Below are 6,099 nucleotides of genomic sequence, written 5' to 3'. Positions count from 1 at the left end.
GCGCGCGATCTTCGATCTGGCCGACACGCTCGAAGTGCTCGACCTCACCGGCAATGCGTTGTCCGCGCTGCCCGACGACCTGCCGCGGCTGCATCGCCTGCGCATCCTGTTCGCGTCGGGCAATCGCGCTGACGCTGTCGCACTCGCTCGCCGCGATCGTCGTCGGCATCGTGCTCGTGACGATCGGCTTCTTCGTCGCCCACTCGGTCGCGAGCGGCTGGGTCGGCGCACTCGCGGGCGCCGCGAAAGGGCATGCGGCTTCGCTGTATCTGCTCGCCTACTACGTCGGGTCGAGCGTGCTCGGCTCGGTCGGCGGCGCGTTCTGGCAACGCGGCGCGTGGACGAGCGTCGCCGCGTATGTCGCGGTGCTGCTCGTCATCGCATTGCTGGCCGCGCGGCGCTTGAGTCGCCCTTGAGCCATGCGTGACGCGGCTCGGCGCGGTGCGGCCCGCGCCGTGCACCCACGCCGGCCGCTCAGCCGTCACGACACCAGCGCATCGTCTCCTTTCATCGCATACGCCGCCTCGCGCCGCCGCAGCTTCATCGCGATCAGCGCCGCCAGCACCGCGAGCGCGACGCCGGTGAGAAACCCGCCCGTATAACCGACCTTCGCGGTCAGCGACAGGATCGTCGACGACGCGATCAGCTCGCCGAGATCGCGCGTGCTCTGCACGGCGGTCACGTCGGTGCCGGCCTGATCGCTGCCGCCCGCGAAACGCATGCCGGCCGTCATGATCGACACGGACGTGATGCCGGTCGCCAGCGAGCCGAGCACCGTGCACAGCCACGCCCATGCCGGCGATACCGGCAGCCACCCGCTCGCCTGCGCGAACCACAGCAGCGCCGCCGCGCCCGCGCAGCTCACGCCGGCCGTGAACGCCCGCCACAGCCCGAGCGCCCGCACGAGCCACGCGCCGCCGCCGCATCCGAGCACGACCGTCACGACGCCGCCGGCCATTCCGAGTTTGCCGATCGCGTCGAGCGACCAGCCCGCGTCGTTGAGGAACAACTTCGACAGGCCGAAGCCCGATACGGCAGTCATCGCCGACAGCAGCGCGAGCGACAGCAGCGACCACGAACGCGGCCGCTTCGCGAAGCGCACGAGGCTCGCGTCGTGATCGGGCCGGACGCGCGCACGATCCGCGTCGCGCGGCAACACCCACAGCACGCAGACGAGGCTCGCGAGCGGGACGGCGGCCAGCGCGAGAAACGCGGTGGGCTGGCCGAACAGGCCGATCAGCGTCAACGTGCCGGCGCCGCCGCCGAAGAAGCCGATCATCACGCCCGCGATCTGGATCGCGTTGATCCTCGCGAGCGTGTCGCCGCTGAAATGCTCGGCGGCCATCCCGTCGTTCGCGATGTCCTGCGTCGCGCTCGCGAGCGACGCGACGGCCAGTAGCCCGACCGCCCAGCCCGCCGTCGCGACCGTCATCCCGATCTGCGCGAGGCTGGCCAGGCACAGCACGACGATCGTCTGCATCGGCAGCATCCAGCTGCGCCGCCGGCCGATGCGGGGCGACCAGCGGTTGTCGACGACGGGCGCCCACAGGAATTTCACGACCCACGGCAGCCCGACGAGCGGCAGGAACGCAAGCGCGTGCAGCGGCGCGCCGTCGTGGCGCAGCAGCGTCGGCATCGCATCCATCGCGATGCCGATCGGGATGCCCTGTGACAGGTAAAGCAGCGTGATCGTGATGACCAGGCGGCGATGTTCGAGCAGGTCGCGCATCGAATTCTCCAGTTGCATGAGGTTAAAAAGGTTCGGCGCCGGCCGGCACGCGCGCGGGCTGCATCGCGTCGCGCCGCGGACGGCGTGCCGCACGCAGCAGCAATGCGCCGAAGGCGACGAGCGCCGCGTCGGTCAGCCAGTACACGGGTCGGCCCGCGTCCAGCAGCGCGAGCGCGCAATGGGTCGCGCCGGCCAGCCCGTACGCGACACCGGCCGCACGCATCAGCACGCGCAGCCATGCCGCGCGATCGGCGACGCAAGCCGCGAGCGCGATCGCGCCGCCCCACACGGCCCAGAACAGCATCGCGAGCGCATGGTCGACGTGCACGCCGTCGGGCAGTGCACGCCCGGCGAACAGCAGCGCACCGCCCGCGAGCACGAGCCCGCCGCACACGCCGACCGCGGCGGCGGCCAGCACGTCGGCCGAGCGATCGCGTTGCGCGCGCCGCCGTTCGATCCACAGATGCAGCCCCGTTGCGCACAACGCACACGCGGCGAGCCCCATCAGGAAATGCAGCACGCGCAGCACGCCACCGGCCGCGCCGACCCAGCCGTATTGCGCGAAATGCAGCGGCTGCACCGCGATGAACGCGCGCAGCCAGAAGCCGCGGCCGCGCGACGTCGCATCGGCGAGCCATTGCCCGTCCGTCGCGCGGTACAGGTGGCGTTCGAACACGGCCGTGCTCGGCAGGCCCGCGGTCGTACCGGCAATCTCGACGCGTGCATTCACGTCGCCCCAGCGATGCAGCACGACGGCTTCGGGCCGGAACTCCGGCCTGCGCACCGCGTCGCGCCGCAGCAGCGCCTCGAGATCGGGCGCATGCCGCCATGGGCCGCCGGCCTCGACGGGCGACGGTCCGCCCAGCAGCTCGGCGAACGCACGCTGCGGCTGCCCCGGATACGCGACGCCCGCGAGCGACACCGTGCCGAGCGCGCCGAGCCCCGACAGCGCGCCGGTGAACGCGAACAGCACGAGCCACGGCGTGCCCCACAGGCCGATCCACGCATGCAGGTCGAACAGCGCGACGCGCAAGCCGTGGCCGCGCCGGATACGCGCCGCGTCGGGCCAGCGCTTGCGGTGCACGACCACGCCCGCGACGATGAGCACGAGCAGCACGATGCCCCACAGGCTGACGAAAATGCGCCCGGGGAAGCCGGCGAACAGCGTCTTGTGCAGCGTGACGATCAAGGTCGCGCGCCCTGCGTCGGGCAGCGGCGCGCCGGTCGCCGGATCGAGCGAGAGCGTGCATGTCTGGCGCGCATCGCAGAAACGGATGGCCGGATCGTCCGGCCGCGGCAGCACGATGCGCGCGTCGCGCAACGCGACCCCGAGCGACGCCGCGCGCGCGACGAGCGCGTCGAGCGGCAACGTCGGCCGTGCGACGGCCACCGCAGGCGGCCGCCACCAGCCCTGCATCGAATCGAACGCGAGACTCCAGGTGCCGCTGAACAGCACGACGAACAGCACCACGCCGAACAGCGCGCCGGCGCCGCGATGCAGCGCGCGCCAGCGCGAACGCGACGAAGCATCCATGTCAGCGCCCTCCCCAGAACATCGCGCACGGCACCAGCACCGCGAGCCACGCACCCGCGCGCCACGCGGCCTGCCGCCAGCCGGGCGCGACGAGCACCCACAGCAGCGCGGCGACGCTCGCGGCGAGCGTCAGCAACACGGCCGCATAGAGCCGGTTCAGGCCGTCGTCGGGGTAATGACGGGCCAGCGTGAGCGCGAGCGCGACCGCCCCCGGCAGCACGCCGCCGATCGCGATCGCCGCCCGCGCGCCCCAGCCGGACGCCATCAGAATTGCCCGCGCACGGTCAGCATCACGTTGCGCGGTTCCCCGTAACGGTTGTTCCAGCCCGGCTGGCTCAGGCTCAGGTAGTAGTTGCGGTCGAACAGGTTGTTGACGTTGAGCGCGGCGCTCCAGTGCTTGTCGTAGCGGTAGCCGAGCCGCACGCTCGCGAGCGCGTAGCCGCCCTGGCTCATCGTGACGCCGTTCGCCTGCGCCGAGTAGCTGCTCTGCACCTGCACGCCGCCGCCGATGCTCCAGCGCCGCTCCTGCCACGGCAGGTCGTAGTTGGTCCACAGCCGGAACAGGTGGCGCGGATTCAGCAGCGGTGCGAACGTGCCCGCGTTCGCGAGGTTGTCCGCATAACGCATCGTGTCGTACGTGTAGCTCGCCCACACGCTCCACCATGGCGTGATGCGGCCGTTCGCCTCGAACTCGAAGCCCTGGCTGCGCACGCTGCCGCCGTTCACGTAGTAGCAGCTCGGCCCCGCGCATGGATGCGCGAGGTCGACCTGCGGGTTGTTGTCGAGATCGATGCGGAACGCCGCGAGCGACACGTCGAGCTTGCCGCCCGCCAGTTCGCCCTTCACGCCCGTTTCGTAGGTACGCCCCTTCACCGGCGTCAGGATGCCGCCGCCCCACATCGACTTGGTCTGCGGCTGGAACACCTCCGCATAGCTCGCGTACCACGACCAGTCGCGCGCGAAATCCCAGATCAGCCCGCCGTACGGCGTGAACTGGTGGCCGGTGTTGTAGTGCGCGCCGAGGCTGTCCTGGTTCCACCAGCTCATCCGGCCGCCGAGCACGAGCGTCAGCGGCTCCGCGAGCTTGATGCGGCCCAGCCCGTAGACGCCCTTCTGCAAAACGTCGTTCTGCTGCGACTGCTGGTACGGCCCGATGCCGGGCTCGGGCACGCTGCTCGGGTTCCAGCGATACACGTTCACCGGCGTGCCGGCCACGTCGCCGAGCAGCGGCGCGGTCATCTGCCCGCTGCTGCTGTTCGCGTAGGTGACGCCGAACAGCAGGTCGTGCGTGAGCCCGAACGCATGCACGGGGCCCTGCACGTTCGCATCGACGCTGCGGCTGTAGCTGCTGAACTGGTACGCGGCGCCGGTCAGCCGGCCGCCGGCGCCCGTCGCCGGATCGATCGCGCCGAACGAACCTGCGTACTTCAGGTCCGAGCGCACGCTCTGGTATTCGCCGCTGACCTTCGCCTTCCAGCCGGCGCCGAGCTTCTGCTCGACCGACGCGAACGCGCGCGTCGTGTCCCAGTTGAAGCGGCCCCACGCGGTGTCGAGGAACGTCGAGCGCGACAGGCCGAGGCTCGACCCGTCGCGCGCCATCGGCACGCCGGACATGTCGGGCACCGATGTCGTGGTCTGGTACTGCGCGCCGAACGTGAGCAGCGTGTCGCGCGTCACGTCGACTTCCGTGACGCTGTAGATCGAACGCGTGTCCTGCTTCGCATGGTCGTAGAAGAAGTGGCGATCCTCGTACGCGGCGACGAGCCGGCTGCGCACGGTGCCGGCCGCATTGAGCGGGCCGCCGATGTCGGCTTCCGCGCGATAGCGGTCCCAGCTGCCGACGCTGGCGGTCGCATGTGCGGAGAACTGGTATTGCGGGCGCTTGCGCACGAGGTTGACGGTCGCGGCCGGATTGCCCGAGCCGTGCAGCAGCCCGTTCGCGCCGCGCAGGATTTCGACGCGTTCGTACACCGAGATGTCCTGCGGCGCGCTCGCCATGTCGCCGATCACGACCGGCACGCCGTCGAATTCGAACGAATCGACCTTGAAGCCGCGCACGAAGTACGCGGTGGTGAGCAGCACGTAAGGCTGGACGGTCACGCCGGCCGACTGCTGCATCACCTCGTCGAGCGAGAACAGGTTCTGCTGGTCGATCCGCTCGCGCGTCGTCACGCTGACCGACTGCGGAATCTCGCGCAACGCGAGCGGCATCTTGCCGACCGTCGCCACCGACGGATCGTCGGCCACGCCGCGCGACGCATTCACCGCAATCGCCTTCAACTCGCCCCCGGCAGGCTGCGCGGCGGCTGTTTCGTCCTGGCGGACTTCCGCGCCGGCCGCCGGCGCCGCATCGGCGAACGCCGCCGCCGGATGCGCGGCGATCAGCAGGCCGAGGTACAGCGACGGACGCCAGCGCCCGAAACGGGCGACGCGTGCGCCCTGCATCATCGATCTCTCAGGTTCCCGTACCTCGTACCGCATTCACGCCCCCGTATTTGATAATCATTCTCATTATCAATTGGAACCGGCAGGCGATTTTTCGATCGAGGGGCTTTTCCTATCGATTCCGGGCACGGCGGCCCGCATTGTTCACGTCACTGTTCGGACTCGGCCGGGCGCGTTTCGACGTCCGCGCCGGCGGGTGGCGCTCCGTCGGGCGGCCGTCCGGTGCGGGCGAACGTCGCGTACCACACATCGGTCGCGATCAGTTGCGCATGCGTGCCGGTCGCCCGCACGCGGCCCGCGTCGAGCACGACGATCGTGTCGGCGGCCGCCGCGAGCGCCGGCTGGTGCGTGACGACGATGCGCGTGCGTTGCCCGCGCAGCGCGACGAGAC

General features: G+C 70.7%; 4 protein-coding genes and 2 pseudogenes. 1 reads left to right on the top strand and 5 read right to left on the bottom strand.

From position 1 onward, the window contains the following. A pseudogene (locus H3O04_RS33345) lies at positions 1 to 416 on the top strand (hypothetical protein); the annotation flags it as partial. Between the two features lie 65 nt (positions 417 to 481). Here the strand turns inward: H3O04_RS33345 and H3O04_RS33340 are convergent. The 5 genes and pseudogenes from H3O04_RS33340 to H3O04_RS33320 form a co-directional block, all read right to left on the bottom strand. Then, positions 482 to 1,729: a RhtX/FptX family siderophore transporter gene (locus H3O04_RS33340; protein WP_034175391.1), complete on the bottom strand. Its 1,248-nt coding sequence runs from the start codon at positions 1,727 to 1,729 to the stop codon at positions 482 to 484. A gap of 22 nt (positions 1,730 to 1,751) precedes the next feature. After that, a complete protein-coding gene (locus tag H3O04_RS33335; protein WP_202589311.1) occupies positions 1,752 to 3,263 on the bottom strand; it encodes a PepSY-associated TM helix domain-containing protein in 1,512 nt (503 codons plus the stop codon). Between the two features lies 1 nt (position 3,264). Continuing rightward, the gene (locus tag H3O04_RS33330; protein ID WP_023477564.1) at positions 3,265 to 3,528 is read right to left on the bottom strand and encodes a hypothetical protein; all 264 of its coding nucleotides are present in this window, start codon (positions 3,526 to 3,528) and stop codon (positions 3,265 to 3,267) included. Then, positions 3,528 to 5,711, bottom strand: coding sequence for a TonB-dependent siderophore receptor (locus H3O04_RS33325; RefSeq protein WP_202589310.1), 2,184 nt, complete (start codon positions 5,709 to 5,711; stop codon positions 3,528 to 3,530). Before H3O04_RS33325 ends, H3O04_RS33330 begins: the two co-directional genes overlap by 1 nt. Positions 5,712 to 5,857: 146 nt before the next feature. Further along, a pseudogene (locus H3O04_RS33320) lies at positions 5,858 to 6,099 on the bottom strand (ABC transporter ATP-binding protein); the annotation flags it as partial.

The sequence above is a fragment of the Burkholderia sp. KCJ3K979 genome (genome assembly GCF_016759955.1).
Taxonomy (GTDB): domain Bacteria; phylum Pseudomonadota; class Gammaproteobacteria; order Burkholderiales; family Burkholderiaceae; genus Burkholderia; species Burkholderia orbicola.
Note: the sequence above shows the minus strand (reverse complement) of the source record. Positions and strands in the feature narration are given on the sequence as shown.